The sequence below is a fragment of the Streptomyces sp. NPDC048442 genome (assembly GCF_040651475.1).
In the GTDB taxonomy this organism is placed as follows: Bacteria; Actinomycetota; Actinomycetes; order Streptomycetales; family Streptomycetaceae; genus Streptomyces.
Genome location: NZ_JBEZKB010000002.1, coordinates 457903 through 471081, shown reverse-complemented (window position 1 = coordinate 471081; position 13179 = coordinate 457903). Strand labels below are relative to the sequence as shown.

Sequence of the window (13179 nt, the reverse complement as noted above, 5' to 3'; positions counted from 1 at the left end):
CTCCTCGACCGTACGTACCGCCAATACTGCTCACCCTATGAGGATTGGGCGGCCCTGCGAAGGGGCCGCAGAAGTCCGTTCCGGGCGGCGCAACAGACAGGGGGCGCGCCCCTGCCTTCTGCGCGCGCCGGTGGCTCACGCCGTGGCGCGCGTCCCCCGAAGTGGTGAGTTGAGACCTCTCCGAGACCTCGGCCAGATGCCGGACGCACACCACCAGCCGACGGACTCTACGGCCCCACTCCCCCCAATTCCCTTGGCTTTCATGGTCATTGAGCACATTCCCCAGTGCAGAAACGTGCCTGTCAATCCGCGCATATGCGCTGACGCCAACCGGCCCTCTGCGCCCTACTATCGGGTCGCCATGACAGCAGCAGGGAAGCATCAGGTGAGCCGGACCGAGACACCCCGGCGAGGCAGTCGGCCAGGACGTGCGGGCATCCGGGATGTTGCCGCCGCGGCCGGTGTCTCCATCACGACTGTCTCCGACGCCCTCAACGGCAAGGGCCGGCTCCCGGACGCCACCCGCCGCCACGTCCGCGAGGTCGCCGACCGGCTGGGCTACCGCCCGTCCGCAGCGGCCCGAACGCTCCGTACCGGTAAGTCGGGCCTCATCGGCCTGACCGTCACCACGTACGGGGATGAACCTTTCACCTTCACCGAATTCGCGTACTTCGCGGAGATGGCCAGAGCCGCGACCTCGGCCGCGCTCGCCCGCGGCTACGCCCTCGTCATCCTCCCTGCCTCCTCCCGGCACAGCCCCTTCGACGTGTGGCAGAACGTCGCACTCGACGGGACCGTCGTCATCGACCCCTCCGACGACGACCAGGTCGTCACCGAGCTCATGCGCCAGGGTCTGCCCGTCGTCTCCGACGGCCGCCCGTCCGGGGCCCTCCCGGTCACCGCCTGGGTCGACAACGACCACGAGGCCGCCGTACTCGAACTCCTCGACCACCTCGCCGACGCCGGCGCACGCCGCATCGGCCTGCTCACCGGCACCACCACCGACACGTACACCCGGCTCTCCACCACCGCCTATCTGCGCTGGTGCGAGCGCGTCGGACAGGATCCGGTGTACGAGTCCTACCCGGCCCACGACCCGTGCGCGGGCGCCGTCGCAGCCGACCGGCTGCTCGCCCGCCCGGACCGCCCGGATGCCGTGTACGGACTCTTCGACCCCAACGGCACCGACCTGCTGGCCGCCGCCCGCCGCTACGGGCTGCGGGTCCCCGAGGACCTGCTTCTCGTCTGCTGCTCCGAATCGACCGTGTACGCGAGCACCGAACCGCCCATCACGACGCTCTCACTCAAGCCCCGCCGCATCGGCACTGCCGTCGTCCAGCTCCTCATCGACGCCATCGAGGGACTCGACACCGGACAGCCCATCGAGCAGGTGATACCGACCGAACTCATCATCCGTACGTCCTCCCAACGACGCCCCCCGCGCACCACCGTGAGCGCCCCGCGCTCGCCCTCGGGGGACTGACGGGAGGGCCCGTCGGGGCGGCAGCGGAGTGCCGCCCCGAAATCAACACCGGGACCGATCTCCGCAATACGGACGAAACAACCGGTGAACTGGGGGTGTACCCGGATTCACCACCCCTGGTGCCTCACACAGCGCGGGCCGCATTCCTATGATGGGCGCACGACACGGCGGACCACCCGAGACCAGGTGGGGCCCCAAGGTGTACGGCGGTGCGACGGTGGTGGAGGGGTCAATGACTCAGGGGGCCGGTCAGGGACCCGCGGTGCGTACGGCGACGTTGCGGGACTTCCGGGTGCCTCCGTATGCCCAGGCTCCCGTCGCGTCGTACGACACCAAGCAGGCGTTCGAGGCCAAGCAGGCATTCGACAGCAAGCAGGTGCGCGACGCGGAGCAGGCATACGGGCCGGAGCAGAAGCGCGACCTGGAGCAGGTGTACGACTCCGAGCAGGCGTACGACTCCGAGCAGGGGTACGAGGAGGGCGACGAGCCCGACGGCTACACGCCCACTCAGCGCGACCTCCCGGTGATCCGCCGGGAGGACCGCGCCGGTCCGGGCGACACCCAGCGCATCCCGCAGCCCGAATTCGAGGAGCGGCCTGACGGCGAGGGCCTGGGCCCGCTGTTCGTCGTCGGCGACGTGCACGGCTACCTCGTGGAGCTGCTGGACGCCCTGCACGAGCAGGGCCTCATCGACGACGAGGGCCACTGGGCGGCCGGCAACGCCCGTCTCTGGTTCCTCGGCGACTTCACCGACCGCGGCCCGGACGGCATCGGGGTCATCGACCTGGTGATGCGGCTGTCCGCCGAGGCGGCGGCTGCCGGCGGCTACTGCAAGGCCCTGATGGGCAACCACGAACTGCTGCTGCTCGGCGCCCGCAGGTTCGGCGACACCCCCGTCAACTCCGGTGCGGGAACCGCTACCTTCCAGGCGGCCTGGCTGCTCAACGGCGGGCAGAAGCACGACATGGAGCGCCTCCAGGACGTCCACCTCCAGTGGATGGCCCGCCTCGACGCGGTGGCCCTGGAGGACGGGCACCTGCTCACCCACTCCGACACCACCGCCTACCTCGACTACGGCTCCACCATCGAGGACGTCAACGACACGGTGCACGCCATCCTCACGCGTAACGACGCGGACGAGTGCTGGGACGTCTTCCGGAAATTCACCAAGCGTTTCGCGTTCCGTGACGAAGGCGGCTCCGACGCCGTACGGGAACTGCTGGCCGCATATGGCGGCGAGCGCATCGTGCATGGTCACAGCCCCATTCCGTACCTCCTCGGCGAGGTCGGCAACGAGGACTCCGGGGATGGAGAGGGCAGCTCGGGGCCGGTCGTCGAAGGTCCGCACGTCTACGCCGACTCCCTGGCCATCGCCATGGACGGCGGTGTGACCATGGCCGGAAAGCTGCTGGTGGTTCAACTCCCGCTGGGTGACTGAGCGTTACGAGGGCGACCGTGCGCCCGGAGCGCACGCCCCCACCACCGGGCCAATTTCCGCAAACCCCCTGTCACCCCGTGCCGTAACCGCTCTACCATCGGGTTATCCGTAGCAGGCTCTCCTCCGTTTCCGCCCAACCGCCCACCGAAACGGGCAACCCGGCCCTATACGGAGCATCGGGGGATGCACATGAACAGCGCTCCGCACCTGCTGACCGAGGACCGCCCGGAGTTCGAGCGGACCCTCGACGAAGCACTGCGCACCGCGCCCGAACGCCCGGATCTCGCCGCGCTGGGACAGCGGCTGAACAGCGAGCAGTTGCGCACCATGGCGCTCAGCGCCAGCGCGATAATCGCCGCTCACGCGTCGGCCGAGTACGACCACTACGTCAAAACGCGCGAGGAACTGCGCGCACCCGCAGTCCCGACGCCCGGCGCCCTGTTCACACCCGGAGTCGGTGAGAACGCGGAGGCCACCGGTGCGGGGGCGGTCGCCGTCGTCGCCGTCCTCACTCCCGTACTGGCCGGCATCGCCGCCGTGGTACTGCTGCTGGTCGGCTACCTGCTGAGCATGCTCACACCGGAACCGGCCGTCGCCGAAGCGCTGTTGACCGCCGGCTGGGTGTTCGGCGCGCTCACGGTGGCGGGGCTGCTCGGCGCGGCCGTCGGACTGCTTTTCACCGCCCTGCGCAACGGCTCGACCGCTTTCCAGGTCGGCCACCGGGATGCGGGCAGCGAGGAGGTCGACCGGGCCAGGGAAATCTGGAAGGAGGCCCTGCTGGAGCGGGGCGTCGTCCCCTTCCTGCGCGACGCCCTCGCCAATCCGCCCGAGACCGCGCCCGCCGTCCCTGAACCGCCCCGGCAGAACCGCATCCCCGGCCTGGGGTACTCACGGCCCGACTTCGGCAGTCCCAGCGAGCACAGCGGCAACGGCCACAAGACCCGCCCCAGTTACTCCAGCCCGGACTTCTCCAGCCCCGACTACGGCGGCCCGGACCACAAACCGGAATAACCGGAGTGATCCGGAGCCGTCAACTCCGCTGCAAGGGTGCTCAGTCCGCGATCGGCAGACTGTGCCCACCCGGGGGCCACCCCCCGGACCCCCGGCCAGGCCTGCTCAGTCAGCAATCGGCAAATAGACCCGGTTGCCGGCCTCGGCGAACTCCTTGGACTTCTCCGCCATGCCGGCCTCGATCTCCTCCGCCGTCCCCCCGTGCTCACGCCGGATGTCGTGCGAGATCTTCATCGAGCAGAACTTCGGCCCGCACATCGAGCAGAAGTGCGCCGTCTTCGCCGGCTCGGCAGGGAGCGTCTCGTCGTGGAACTCCCGGGCCGTGTCCGGGTCGAGGGCCAGGTTGAACTGGTCCTCCCACCGGAACTCGAACCGGGCGTCGCTCAGCGCGTCGTCCCACTCCTGCGCACCCGGGTGACCCTTGGCGAGGTCCGCCGCATGCGCAGCGATCTTGTACGTGATGACGCCGGTCTTCACGTCGTCCCGGTTGGGCAGCCCCAGGTGCTCCTTGGGGGTCACGTAGCAGAGCATCGCGGTGCCCCACCAGGCGATCATCGCGGCGCCGATGCCGGAGGTGATGTGGTCGTAGGCGGGGGCCACATCGGTCGTCAACGGGCCGAGCGTGTAGAACGGCGCCTCCTCGCAGATCTCCTGCTGAAGGTCGATGTTTTCCTTGATCTTGTGCATCGGGACGTGTCCCGGACCCTCGATCATGGTCTGAACATTGAAACGCTTGGCGATCGTGTTGAGTTCCCCGAGCGTCTTCAACTCTGCGAACTGCGCCTCGTCGTTGGCGTCCGCGATCGAACCGGGCCGCAGCCCGTCGCCCAGCGAGTACGTCACGTCGTAGGCCGCGAGGATCTCGCAGAGCTCCTCGAAGTGCTCGTACAGGAACGACTCCTTGTGGTGCGCCAGGCACCAGGCCGCCATGATCGAGCCTCCGCGCGAGACGATGCCCGTCTTGCGGCGCGCCGTCAGCGGTACGTACGCGAGGCGCACGCCCGCGTGGACGGTCATGTAGTCCACGCCCTGCTCGGCCTGCTCGATGACCGTGTCCTTGTAGACCTCCCAGGTCAGGGCCTCGGCGCGGCCGTCGACCTTCTCCAGGGCCTGGTAGAGCGGGACGGTGCCGATCGGAACGGGCGCGTTGCGCAGGATCCACTCGCGGGTGGTGTGGATGTTGCGGCCGGTGGACAGGTCCATGACCGTGTCGGCACCCCACTTGGTCGCCCAGGTCATCTTGTCCACCTCCTCCTCGATGGAGGAGGTGACCGCGGAGTTGCCGATGTTGGCGTTGACCTTCACCAGGAACCGCTTGCCGATGATCATCGGCTCGATCTCCGGGTGGTTCACGTTCGCGGGCAGCACCGCGCGTCCGGCGGCGATCTCCTCCCGTACGACCTCGGGCGAAACGTTCTCCCGGATCGCCACGTACTCCATCTCCGGGGTGATCTCCCCGCGCCGTGCGTACGCGAGCTGTGTCACCGCCTGCCCGTCGCGGCCCCTGCGGGGCTGGCGGGGGCGGCCGGGGAAGACCGCGTCGAGGTTCCGCAGGCCCCCGCGCGGCGAGGTGTGCTTGATGCCGTCGTCCTCGGGGCGGACCGGGCGGCCCGCGTACTCCTCGGTGTCACCGCGCCCGATGATCCAGTTCTCGCGCAGCGGGGCCAGGCCCCGCCGTACGTCCGTCTCGACCGACGGGTCGGTGTACGGGCCGGACGTGTCGTACAGCGTCACGTCCTTCCCGTTGGTCAGGTGCACCTGACGGACCGGCACCAACATGTCGGGGCGCGATCCTTCGACGTACCCCTTGTGCCAGCCGGGCGTGCGCCCGTCCTGGCCGGAGACAGGCGTGCGTGCATCCATCGTGGTCATGAGACCTACTCCCTACGCCGGCATTACCCGGTAACAGGTTCGGCGGTCGACGCAGCCTCTTCCGTACGTATGTGTACGGAGGTCAGCGCCCTCTCAGCCCGGTGCTCCGAGCTCCCGCGTGTGCAAAGGTGCCCCCACGCTAGCGCCATGCCGGGCGCGCTGAACAGAGGGCCCCCCTCGTTCTTGCGATGATCGGGCGGTGACCCCACCACAGCCACCGTCCCCGCCGACGCCCCCGCAGACCCCGCCACCACCTGCTCATTCGCACGGCCACAGTCACAGTCACGGGCCCGCGGCACCGGTCTCCAAGCACTTGCGCAAGGTGATCGCGGCAGTGCTGATCCCCTTCGCCACCGCGGTACTTGTCGGTCTGGCGATCCTGTGGCCGGGCGGTGCGCCCGCCCACGAACGCACCGGAGTGGGCTTCGACCGGCAGACCGAGCAGGGCAGTGTCGTGAAGGTCGAGACCATCGACTGCAAGGGCGCCAACGTCGCCACGGAGCCGCCACAGCCGCAGTCGCAGACCGCCCCGTCGTCACCCCAGAGCGGCAGCGGCGCCAAGGACTGCAAGAAGGCGACGGTCGAGGTCGTCAGCGGCGCGGACAAGGGCCGCACCTTCGTCGAGATCGTCCAGCCCGGCGCGTCCCGGCAGTTGAAGCAGGGGCAGGGAGTCGTCGTCGCGTACGCCCCGGACGCGCCCCGTGAGCTCCAGTACTCCGTCATCGACGTGAACCGGAAGCTTCCGCTCACCCTGCTCGCCGGGATCTTCGCGCTCGCGGTCGTCGTCGTCGGCCGGCTGAAGGGCGTCATGGCGCTGGTCGCGCTCGTCGCGTCCTTCGCGATCCTGACCCTGTTCATCCTGCCCGCCATCCTCCAGGGGTCGAATCCGCTGGTCGTGGCGGTGGTCGGGGCCAGCGCCATCATGCTGATCGCGCTCTACGCCTGCCACGGGCTCACCGCGCGCACCTCCGTCGCCGTCCTCGGCACCCTCATCTCGCTGCTGCTGATCGGGCTGCTCGGCTCGCTGTTCATCGGATGGGCGTTCCTGTCCGGCAACATCGACGACAACACCGGCCTCATCCACTCCCTCTACCCCTCCATCGACATGAGCGGCCTGCTCCTCGCGGGCGTCATCATCGGCTCGCTCGGCGTCCTCGACGACGTGACGGTCACCCAGACCTCCGCTGTCTGGGAGCTGCACCAGGCCGACCCGACGATGGGCCCGCGCGCCCTGTACCGGGCGGCCATCCGCATCGGCCGCGACCACATCGCCTCGGTCGTCAACACCCTCGTCCTCGCCTACGCGGGCGCCGCCCTCCCCCTGCTGCTGCTGTTCTCCATCGCCCAGAGCAGCGTCGGTACGGTCGCCAACAGTGAGCTTGTCGCGGAGGAGATCGTCCGCACCCTGGTCGGCTCGATCGGGCTGGTCGCCTCGGTCCCGGTGACCACCGCACTCGCCGCCCTGGTCGTCTCCGCCGACCGCTCGGGTTCCGCTTCCGGCAAGGCGCCGGTACGCACCGGCCGCGGTCGGCGCCGCAAGGGCTGAGACGGCCGGGGGCACATGACGGAGCGGCGGCCGGGTCTCCCCTGCCGCCGCTCCGTGTCGTCGCCGGGCGCACTCTCAGCCCGCCTTCTGCCACCGCGTTCTCAACCCGCGTTCTCCTCCGCCAGGATGCGGCCCAGCTCACCCTCCAGGCATCCGGCATAGTCACTCTGCGTGTGCTCCTGGCCGAGTGGTACGAGCTTGTCGGTGCGGTCCAGGAACGCCACGAGCGGCGCCGCGCTCGCCCTGAACAGCGCGCGGTCACCTCCGACCTGAAGCCTGATGTAGACGTCGGCGAGTTCGTCGGGGTCGCTCGGCGAGATGTGCACATCGCCCTCACCACAGGGCTCATTGATTCCGTCGACCAGCAGCTCGCGGCTAAAAGCCCAGTTCACAGGCGCATCGCCGGGCAAATGGAAGGTCAGTCGGATCGCATAGGGATCCTTCGACTGGTACATGAGCTCCACCGGAATACGAAAGGAGAGCTCCTCCGAGACGAGGAAGCTCATCATGACCTCTGCCTGAACCGACTCGCGCATCGCCAACCCTGCCGTAGTAGAAGTGGCCGGAACGATCCCCTCCGGCCCTCTTGACGCCATCGTGCTGGAAGCACTAGCAGATCACAAGGAGTGAGTTTTCAGATACTGATAGAGAACATGAGCGAACGGACCACCTCACCGACTTCGCTGCGCAGATGTTCGATAGCGGGCTCCAATCGGGCCTCCTGTGCGAGGGGTACGGAGATCGCCATCACCGCGGCCGTCTGCCCGATCGTGATCGGCACCGCCGCGCATGCCGTCCCGAGCCCGTACTCCTGACATTCCCGCACGGTCTGCATCCGCTCGATCGCCGCCAGCCGCTCCAGCAGGGTGGCGCCGTCCCGCACCGTGTAGGGCGTGATGGCCTCGACGGGGTGCCGGTCGAGGTGGTCGCGGCGGGTCCCGGTGTCCAGCTGGGAGAGCAGGCACTGGCCGATCGCGTGCGCATGGGCCGTCTCGCGGAAGTCGGCCCACTCCTCGACGGCGGGATGAGCGGGGCTCTGGGCGAGGGCCGTCAGTTCGACCTCGCCGTCGCGGTAGACCGCGAAGTACACGGCGACGCCGAGCGTGTCGCGCCAGCGCTCCATCGTCTCGGTGATCGTTTCGCGGCGGAGCCGCCCGGCATCCCTGGCCTCCCCACTGTCCCCAGTACCCCCGGCGCCTCCGGCGCCCTCGCGCCCGAGCCGCCCCGCTGCGGCCCCGAGCACGAAAACACCCTGCTCACGACGGAGGTATCCCTCGTGGGTCAGGGTGCGCAGCAGGTGGTAGGCGGTGGGCAGCGGCAGACCCGCCTCGCGGGCGAGCTGCTTTGCGGGGGCGCCGTCGGCGTGGTCGCTGACGGCTTCGAGGAGGCGCAGGGCGCGCTGTACCGAGCCGATCAGGGTGGGGGCGGGGGTGGACGTGGGAGTGGAACCGGAGCCGGCTCCGGGGGCAGCCGGTGCGGAGGCGGGCACGGCAGGTGCGGGTGCGGGTGCGGCAGATGCAGGTGCAGGTGCGGCAGGTGCAGATGCGGGTGCGGCGGTCTGCCGGGCCGTGGGCTGGGTCGTGGCCATGGGGCACTCCCGGGGTCCCGAGGGGATATGCGGTCGCCGGGGAGCGGGAGTCCCGGGTGACGGCAGCGGTTTTTCACCCTAACTGCCTTGCCCGGGGCCTCAATTGCTTTCACGTGTCAGATTCCCCCCGGCGGGCTAACGCCCGCACGGGAAACCAGTGCCTACCAACCGCTGCGCGAGGAGTCGCCCGACGAGGACGACTTGAAGCGCCGTACGAGGTAGATCAGTCCGCCGACCAGTGCCACCAGCACCAGCAGCTTGAAGAGCAGGCCGATCAGTGTGCCGATCGCGGTCAGGATCGCGCCGCCGAACACCAGCAGGACGAGGGCCGGTATCGCCACCCACTTCACCCAGCCCGGCAGGCTCGCGAACATCTCTCGTGCAGCCATCTTCTTGCCTTCCTTCGGTCCGGTTCCTACCGGATCTGCGGTGTTTCCCTGCCTCCGATGCTAGGCGGCGGGCCACCCCGAGCGGGGGCCGCACAGCCCTTGAAGACCCCTGATCCGCCCCCTAGGGAACCCCGGGCCCCGGCTGGGGTTGTTTCACGTGAAACACCCCCAGCCGGATATGCGCTCAGCTCTCCGGCGGGGAGAAGACGACCAGCACCCGCAGGTCCTCCGAGATGTGGTGGAACTTGTGCGCCGTCCCGGCCGGCACGTAGACCACGCTGCCCCGCGCGATCTGCGACGTCTCCATGCCCACCGTGATGGCCGCCCGACCGCTCACCACGAAGTAGATCTCGTCCTCGCTGTGCGGCTGCTGCGGGTCGGTGTCGCCCGCGTCGAGCGCGTACAGGCCCGCCGACATGTTCCTCTCCTTGAGGAACTGCAGATACGCGCCGTCGTTCGCGGCACGCTCCGCCTCCAGCTCGTCCAGTCGGAATGCCTTCATGCCCACTTGCTCCTCGCCGCACGCCGACGCCGTGCCACTCCGGCAGCGTCCGCACTGTTTTCCCCGATCATGTCTGCCACGATCAGACACATGATGAATTTTGCAGTCAAGACGATCGCCAACGCGGTCGCCCTCTGGGTAGCCGTCTGGCTCGTTCAGGACATCACCCTCACCGGCGACAGCACCGGCCGCAAGGTGGGCACGCTCATCGTCGTAGCCCTGCTCTTCGGGCTGGTGAACTTCCTGGTCAAGCCGGTGGTGAAGCTCCTGTCCTTCCCGCTGTTCGTGCTCACGCTCGGCCTGTTCACGCTCGTGGTGAACGCACTGATGCTGCTGCTGACGTCATGGCTGGCCGACAAGTTCGACCTCGCCTTCCACGTCGACGGCTTCTGGACCGCCGTGCTCGGCGCCCTCATCATCAGCGTCGTCTCCTGGGCGCTGAACATGCTGCTCCCCGACGGAAGGGACTGATCCAAGTGCCGATATCCGACGAGGACGGCGACGGCACCCGGTCCGTCCGGGCCGGGCTGCCGGACCCCGTGGCGTACGAACCGACCCTCCCGGGGCCGGTGTTCGCCGCCCACTTCCATCTCCCGGGCGAGCCGAAGGGCCCGTACACCTACGGCCGCGACGAGAACCCCACCTGGACCCATCTGGAGCGGGCGATCGGCGAGCTGGAGGACCCCGGTGGCGCCGCACACACGGTCGTCTTCGCCTCCGGGATGGCCGCGATCTCCGCCGTACTCCTCTCGCAGGCGAAGGCCGGGGACACCGTCGTCCTCCCCGACGACGGCTACCAGGCGCTGCCACTGGTGCGCGAGCAGCTGGAGGCGTACGGGGTGAGCGTGCGCACCGCGCCCACCGCGGGGGACGCGCAGCTCGCCGAGCTGGCCGGGGCGCGGCTGCTGTGGATCGAGTCCCCGTCCAACCCGGGGCTCGACGTCTGCGACATACGCCGGCTCGTCGACGCCGCGCACGAGGGCAACACCCTGGTCGCCGTCGACAACACCCTCGCCACCCCGCTCGGGCAGCGCCCGCTCGACCTGGGCGCCGACTTCTCGGTGGCCAGCGGCACCAAGGGCCTCACCGGCCACGGCGACCTGCTGCTCGGGTACGTGACCTGCCGCGACGCCGAACTCGCGGCGCGGGTACGGCGCTGGCGCAAGGTCGTCGGCGCGATCCCCGGCCCCATGGAGGCCTGGCTCGCGCACCGGTCCCTGGCCACCCTGCAGCTGCGGGCCGACCGGCAGGGCGCGAGCGCCCTGGTGCTGGCGACGGCGCTGCACGGCCACCCGTACGTGACCGGCCTCCGCTACCCGGGGCTGCCCGAGGACCCGTCGTACGCGATCGCATCGCGGCAGATGCGGCGCTTCGGGTGCGTGGTGTCCTTCACCCTGCCCGACAAGGCGTTCGCGGAGCGGTTCCTGGAGGAACTGCGGCTGGTCGACGACGCGACGAGCTTCGGCGGCGTACGGTCCACGGCCGAGCGACGCGGGCGGTGGGGCGGCGACGCCGTGCCGGAGGGATTCATCCGGCTGTCGGTGGGCGCTGAGGACGTGGACGACCTGACCGTCGACGTGCTGCGGGCTCTGGAAGCAGCCGGCGGACCACTGGATGCGGCAGCCGGATAAGTAGCTTTGCGTAGCCGCATGGCGTAGGACGGGCGGTCCGAGCCTCCCCCCTCGTGGCTCGGACCGCCCCGGTTCTGCGCGCGAAGAACCGCCTGCACAAGGCTAGTTGACTCTGCGTCAGTGTCCAATCACGCTAGCGACAGAGACCTATCGACATATTTATACTGCGTCTTCGGGGACACCGGCGGGGACCGGACCACGGTTCCTGGACGGCGGGACCAGAAGGCGGACGGCCGCCCCTGGACCTGCCCGCCCGGACACCGCGCAACGCGGAAGGCATGACATGGATCTGGCCCTGCTGCGCACCTTCGTGACCGTCCACCGGGCCGGGTCGTTCACCCGGGCGGCCGCTCTCCTCGGGCTGTCCCAGCCCGCCGTCACCGGCCAGATACGCACGCTGGAGCGGCAGTTGGGCCGCCCGCTGTTCCTGCGCAGGGCCCGCGGCGTCACCCCCACCGCCATCGGGGACGAGCTCGCCCACCGCGCCGCCCCGCACCTCGACGCCCTCGTCGAGATCACCGAGACCGGCCTCGACGACCAGTCCGGCGTACGCACCCTCCACCTGGCCGGGCCGCCGGAGTTCACCTCTCTGCGCGCCCTGCCCGCCCTGTCCCCGCTCACCGCGCACGGCCTGGCGCTGCGCGTCTCCTTCGGCAGCGCCGAGGAGACCCTGGAGGGTCTCGCCGCCGGCCACCACGACCTGGCCATCACCACCGACCGGCCGCGCGGCGGACTCCTCAGCGCCACCGCCCTCTGCGACGAGGAGCACGTCCTGGTCGCCGCCCCCCGCTGGGCCAAGCACCTCACCCCGGAACTCCTGGCCGACAAAGGGGCCGTCGTCCTGGAGCACCTCCCCGTCGTCGAGGTGCACGAGAGCCTGCCGCTCGTCGCCCGCTACTGGGCCGCCGTTTTCGACACCCCGCCCGCCGCCGCCGGCACCGTCATCGCCCCCGACCTGCGTGCCGTCCTGCAGGCCACCACCGCCGGTGCGGGTCTCGCCGTACTGCCCCGCTATCTGTGCGAGGACGAGCTCGCACGGGGGGACGTGGTGGCCCTGTACGACCCCGCGGTGCCCCCGCTGCGCACCTACTTCCTCGCCGTACGCACCGGCACGCTCTCCCAGCCGCACCTGGCGCGGGCGCACGAATGGCTGCTGCGCGCCGCCGGTGACTGGGGCTGAACGAGAGCCGACAGGTGCCCGGGAGTTTCGGGAAGGCTCCGGCGGGCCACGTTATTGCCATGACCGAACGTCCCGTGGTCAAGCGCACCGCACGCGCCGTCCTCCTCGACGGCGACCACCTCGTCCTCATCAAACGCACCAAGCCCGGGGTCGACCCGTACTGGGTGACCCCCGGCGGGGGAGTCGAACCCGAGGACCACACCGTCGTCGACGCCCTGCACCGGGAGGTGGACGAGGAGCTCGGCGCGAAGATCACCGACGTGGTGCCCTGCTTCGTCGACACCGTCGAGCACATCGCGGGCAACGCGGGTGCGGGCGTCAAGGTGCAGCACTTCTTCGTCTGCCGGCTCGCATCCATGGACCCCGCGCTGCGGCACGGCCCGGAGGTGGACGAACCGCTCGGCGACTACGAGATCGTCCGCGTGCCCTTCAGCCGGGTCGGCATCGCCGCCGTCCACCTCGTACCGCTGTCGCTGCGGCACTATCTGGACGGCAACATCGAGGGCGTGCGGGCGCTGCTCGCCCCCGACCTGGGATAG

At 69.8% G+C, this 13179-nt stretch carries 13 protein-coding genes and 1 riboswitch; of the genes, 8 read left to right on the top strand and 5 right to left on the bottom strand.

Annotated elements, in window-relative coordinates:
• Positions 1 to 361 precede the first annotated feature (361 nt).
• The 3 genes from AB0D18_RS06015 (at position 362) to AB0D18_RS06005 (ending at position 3932) form a co-directional block, all read left to right on the top strand.
• Complete coding sequence (locus tag AB0D18_RS06015; RefSeq protein ID WP_362413372.1) at positions 362 to 1483, top strand: LacI family DNA-binding transcriptional regulator; 1122 nt, start codon at positions 362 to 364, stop codon at positions 1481 to 1483.
• Between the two features lie 232 nt (positions 1484 to 1715).
• Positions 1716 to 2921 (top strand): metallophosphoesterase, encoded by a 1206-nt coding sequence (locus AB0D18_RS06010; RefSeq protein ID WP_362413370.1) that lies wholly within the window; start codon positions 1716 to 1718, stop codon positions 2919 to 2921.
• Positions 2922 to 3104: 183 nt separating this feature from the next.
• Positions 3105 to 3932, top strand: a complete 828-nt coding sequence (locus AB0D18_RS06005) for a hypothetical protein (RefSeq protein ID WP_362413368.1) — start codon at positions 3105 to 3107, stop codon at positions 3930 to 3932.
• A gap of 105 nt (positions 3933 to 4037) precedes the next feature.
• On the opposite strand, the gene thiC is transcribed toward AB0D18_RS06005, so the two are convergent.
• Positions 4038 to 5804: a phosphomethylpyrimidine synthase ThiC gene (gene thiC, locus AB0D18_RS06000; protein WP_362413366.1), complete on the bottom strand. Its 1767-nt coding sequence runs from the start codon at positions 5802 to 5804 to the stop codon at positions 4038 to 4040.
• A riboswitch (TPP riboswitch) is annotated at positions 5797 to 5932 on the bottom strand. (Overlaps the previous gene by 8 nt.)
• Before the next feature lie 71 nt (positions 5933 to 6003).
• Here thiC and AB0D18_RS05995 point away from each other — a divergent pair.
• Entirely contained in the window at positions 6004 to 7350 is a 1347-nt protein-coding gene (locus AB0D18_RS05995; protein ID WP_362413364.1) for a YibE/F family protein, read from the top strand.
• Between the two features lie 101 nt (positions 7351 to 7451).
• Here AB0D18_RS05995 and AB0D18_RS05990 read toward each other — a convergent pair whose 3' ends face one another.
• The 4 genes from AB0D18_RS05990 to AB0D18_RS05975 all read right to left on the bottom strand — a co-directional run bounded on the left by AB0D18_RS05990 (position 7452) and on the right by AB0D18_RS05975 (position 9829).
• A complete protein-coding gene (locus AB0D18_RS05990; RefSeq protein ID WP_362413443.1) occupies positions 7452 to 7886 on the bottom strand; it encodes an SsgA family sporulation/cell division regulator in 435 nt (144 codons plus the stop codon).
• Positions 7887 to 7984: 98 nt separating this feature from the next.
• The gene (locus AB0D18_RS05985; RefSeq protein WP_362413362.1) at positions 7985 to 8938 is read right to left on the bottom strand and encodes a helix-turn-helix domain-containing protein; all 954 of its coding nucleotides are present in this window, start codon (positions 8936 to 8938) and stop codon (positions 7985 to 7987) included.
• Between the two features lie 161 nt (positions 8939 to 9099).
• A complete protein-coding gene (locus AB0D18_RS05980) occupies positions 9100 to 9327 on the bottom strand; it encodes a DUF5326 family protein (RefSeq protein ID WP_362413360.1) in 228 nt (75 codons plus the stop codon).
• A 184-nt stretch (positions 9328 to 9511) separates the two neighbouring features.
• Positions 9512 to 9829: a cupin domain-containing protein gene (locus AB0D18_RS05975; RefSeq protein ID WP_362413358.1), complete on the bottom strand. Its 318-nt coding sequence runs from the start codon at positions 9827 to 9829 to the stop codon at positions 9512 to 9514.
• Between the two features lie 90 nt (positions 9830 to 9919).
• Between AB0D18_RS05975 and AB0D18_RS05970 the strand changes: the two genes are divergently transcribed.
• The 4 genes from AB0D18_RS05970 to AB0D18_RS05955 all read left to right on the top strand — a co-directional run bounded on the left by AB0D18_RS05970 (position 9920) and on the right by AB0D18_RS05955 (position 13179).
• Complete coding sequence (locus tag AB0D18_RS05970; RefSeq protein ID WP_362413356.1) at positions 9920 to 10300, top strand: phage holin family protein; 381 nt, start codon at positions 9920 to 9922, stop codon at positions 10298 to 10300.
• Positions 10301 to 10305: 5 nt separating this feature from the next.
• Positions 10306 to 11460 carry a cystathionine gamma-lyase gene (locus tag AB0D18_RS05965; RefSeq protein ID WP_362413354.1) on the top strand — a complete coding sequence of 385 codons (1155 nt, stop codon included), beginning with the start codon at positions 10306 to 10308 and terminating at the stop codon, positions 11458 to 11460.
• Between the two features lie 283 nt (positions 11461 to 11743).
• Complete coding sequence (locus AB0D18_RS05960) at positions 11744 to 12640, top strand: LysR family transcriptional regulator (protein WP_362413352.1); 897 nt, start codon at positions 11744 to 11746, stop codon at positions 12638 to 12640.
• Between the two features lie 59 nt (positions 12641 to 12699).
• Positions 12700 to 13179, top strand: coding sequence for an NUDIX hydrolase (locus tag AB0D18_RS05955; RefSeq protein WP_362413350.1), 480 nt, complete (start codon positions 12700 to 12702; stop codon positions 13177 to 13179).

Coding starts and splice junctions, on each gene's coding strand:
- AB0D18_RS05970 (WP_362413356.1), top strand. CDS start 9,920: ATGATGAATTTTGCAGTCAAGACGATCGCCAACGCGGTCGCCCTCTGG.
- AB0D18_RS05990 (WP_362413443.1), bottom strand. CDS start 7,886: ATGCGCGAGTCGGTTCAGGCAGAGGTCATGATGAGCTTCCTCGTCTCG.
- AB0D18_RS05960 (WP_362413352.1), top strand. CDS start 11,744: ATGGATCTGGCCCTGCTGCGCACCTTCGTGACCGTCCACCGGGCCGGG.
- AB0D18_RS05955 (WP_362413350.1), top strand. CDS start 12,700: ATGACCGAACGTCCCGTGGTCAAGCGCACCGCACGCGCCGTCCTCCTC.
- thiC (WP_362413366.1), bottom strand. CDS start 5,804: ATGACCACGATGGATGCACGCACGCCTGTCTCCGGCCAGGACGGGCGC.
- AB0D18_RS05985 (WP_362413362.1), bottom strand. CDS start 8,938: ATGGCCACGACCCAGCCCACGGCCCGGCAGACCGCCGCACCCGCATCT.
- AB0D18_RS05975 (WP_362413358.1), bottom strand. CDS start 9,829: ATGAAGGCATTCCGACTGGACGAGCTGGAGGCGGAGCGTGCCGCGAAC.
- AB0D18_RS06010 (WP_362413370.1), top strand. CDS start 1,716: ATGACTCAGGGGGCCGGTCAGGGACCCGCGGTGCGTACGGCGACGTTG.
- AB0D18_RS06005 (WP_362413368.1), top strand. CDS start 3,105: ATGCACATGAACAGCGCTCCGCACCTGCTGACCGAGGACCGCCCGGAG.
- AB0D18_RS06015 (WP_362413372.1), top strand. CDS start 362: ATGACAGCAGCAGGGAAGCATCAGGTGAGCCGGACCGAGACACCCCGG.
- AB0D18_RS05980 (WP_362413360.1), bottom strand. CDS start 9,327: ATGGCTGCACGAGAGATGTTCGCGAGCCTGCCGGGCTGGGTGAAGTGG.